This is a genomic window from Rhizobium sp. CFBP 13644 (assembly GCF_014842165.1).
In the GTDB taxonomy this organism is placed as follows: Bacteria; Pseudomonadota; Alphaproteobacteria; order Rhizobiales; family Rhizobiaceae; genus Agrobacterium; species Agrobacterium tumefaciens_C.
In genome coordinates, this window is the sequence record NZ_JACYVF010000026.1 from 1 (window position 1) to 2,537 (window position 2,537).

Below are 2,537 nucleotides of genomic sequence, written 5' to 3' on the forward strand. Positions count from 1 at the left end.
TGTCAAAGCTGGTTAGAGCTGCGACGCCGCTGGCCCGTTAGAAATGCGACACTGGCACCACCGATCAGCCCCCGACCGGACCGGCTGGGCCGGGTTGCAAGGGTAGGGAGGGGGCGGGTGATGGAACACCTCTTCGGCTTTAGCTTCCTCAGTAGCAATTATCTCATCGCCAGTTGATAATCGTTTAGCACCTGCATCGGGCGGGTAGGGATCAAAGCGGCATGATGCTTCCGGAAATCAAGTTGCACGGCAACGTCGACGTGGCCGCGCTTTCACCACTTCTTCGCGGCATGCTTTTGTCCGTCGCCTATGCTGACGGCGAAGGTGGCATAGGATTGACAGCGACCGGCGCCATGAACCGCAAGTTCGTGCATTGGGCCGCCGTGCACTTCCTCTGGCCAGGGTTTACGGCCGAAGACCTATACAGCATGAACAAAGTGCTGAACGAAAGCGACATGCCGCCGCTCTGGGTCGTGCGCGACATGACCCGTCATCTAAAATTCCTTCGCCGGAAAAAGAATGTGCTGCTGCCAACCAAACGCGGCCGGGAGTTTCTGCTGGACCCGAACGCCTTCTTTGATCTGATTGCCACGGATTATCTCTATTCCTATGTCCACGACACCGAACGGGAAGAGGAGGTCCGAGCACGGTTACGCTGGTGGCGCATGCTCCTCAATCTTCTCAATATCAAGGCCAGAGAAGGGTGCACGCCATTGCAGGTTGTGAAGATCCTCAAGCCAGACTTCGCGCCCCTGTCTGAGACCGAAATGACCCTGGAAGCCTGGGAACTGAAATCCGATCTTCAGTATGGTGTCTTTCGACGCTTGTGCTGGCTGGGCCTGCTCTACGAGGCACGAGAGGGGCTCACGTTCCTCCAGGACGGATCCTTCCACAAGACGCCACTTTGGCCAGCGTGCCTGCAACTGGAGTCGGATACGCAGAGCGACATCGGCGTCCATTGAGATCGTTATTTTGCCGCTGGCTGCCTCATCAACGCCTTCTCTCGCTTCGCAATCACCTTCGGATCATTCATGAAATCCGTCCGGGGGCCCGGTTTGCGGCCACGCTTCTGGTAGCCGTTGCCGGTGCTGCCGTCGCGAATGCCGAACATATGATCCTTCTGTCCAGTGCGTCGGGGGCCACTCTTGCTGCGTTGCTGTTCTCTGCCTGCCTGCAACTCGGCGACGATCGACAGCATATCGTCCAGCCGCTTGTTGTCGACGACCTCCGAACGATGCACCGAGCGTAACGTATCGAAGGTCCTGTAGGGTAGGGCAAAGCTCTCGTGCATGATCTCAAGCCGGCCGTCCGGATAATCGCAGACAATCACCTTCTGCCCTGCCAATGGCTTGGAAATCTCGGTCGGATCGAGAATGAACAGCACCTTGTCGTAACGCAGCGTAAGGGATTGCGACAGGGTGCGGACTTCCTTGCGGCACATGGCGCCATCGAGGTTCTCATGCGAGGCCAAAGGTCGGTGCATGTCCTTCGGATTGCGTGGTTGCTTGCCGAAACGCGTGTTGAAATCCTCCATGAACTCAGGCGCATAGGCATTGGCAGCTTCAATTGTATCGATGCCGCGAAGCCGCATTTCTTTCACCAACCGATCCTGCAGCGTCTGATTGGCACGCTCCACCCGGCCTTTGGCCTGCGGGGTGTTGGCACAAATGATGTCGATGTTTAGCTCATAAAGCGCCCGGCCGAATTGTGTCAGGCCGCTCGTCCGGTCCTTCTCCGACGCATGGGTCGAACGAAAAACGCCGTGCTTGTCGCTGTAGAAAGCCAGCGGTTTGCCCCATTGCTGCAGATAGGCCTTCGTCGCATGTAGATAGTCGAACGTATTCTCCGATCCTGCAAACCGTAGATGCAGCAGCTTGCCGGTCGCGTCATCTATATAGACGAGCAGGGCGCATTTGGGCCCACGGTTCTCGAACCACCAGTGATGCGAGCCATCGATCTGCACCAGTTCGCCAAAGCAATCACGTCGGCCGCGTGGCTGGAAAACCCGTTTCTTGCGTTCTTTGCGTGAGACCCAGATACCAGCCTCGGTCATCCATTGTCGCAGCGTCTCCTTGGCGACCGAGATCCGGTGCAGCTCGATCAGCTTCTCACGTGCCAGCGTTGGACCGAAATCCAAATAGCGTTCACGAACCAGATCCAGCGCCGCATTACGAAACTCCTCGCTGTGGCGCCGGTTGCTAGGACGCGATCGTTTCTTCGAAACGAGCCCGGCTGGGCCATCCCGGTCATAGGCCTGCAGCAGCCGATGCACCTGGCTTCGACTGAGGTCGAGCCGTTCGGCCGCCTGCACAACGCTCAGGCGTTCGTCACGGATCTTCTGGATAAGTTCAAGGCGATGCAACTCTTTCTGCGACATGGTGATCAAACAGGACATGACGACTCCGACCGCTCATGGTCTCGACCAAGTTGAATGTCGTCATCCTTGCTCCCAACGTTGGATTTGACCAGTGCGTCGAGAGGCGAGACTGTCGCATCTCTAACTGGCCCAACTGTCGCATTACTATATAGCCGTTACA

At 57.3% G+C, this 2,537-nt stretch carries 2 protein-coding genes; one reads left to right on the plus strand and one right to left on the minus strand.

Features of this window, described 5'->3' with window-relative positions:
* Window positions 1-224 precede the first annotated feature (224 nt).
* Window positions 225-962: a hypothetical protein gene (locus IFT53_RS23495; RefSeq protein ID WP_174153030.1), complete on the plus strand. Its 738-nt coding sequence runs from the start codon at window positions 225-227 to the stop codon at window positions 960-962.
* Window positions 963-967: 5 nt separating this feature from the next.
* On the opposite strand, the gene IFT53_RS23500 is transcribed toward IFT53_RS23495, so the two are convergent.
* Window positions 968-2,395, minus strand: coding sequence for an ISNCY family transposase (locus tag IFT53_RS23500; RefSeq protein WP_174152943.1), 1,428 nt, complete (start codon window positions 2,393-2,395; stop codon window positions 968-970).
* Window positions 2,396-2,537: the final 142 nt, after the last annotated feature.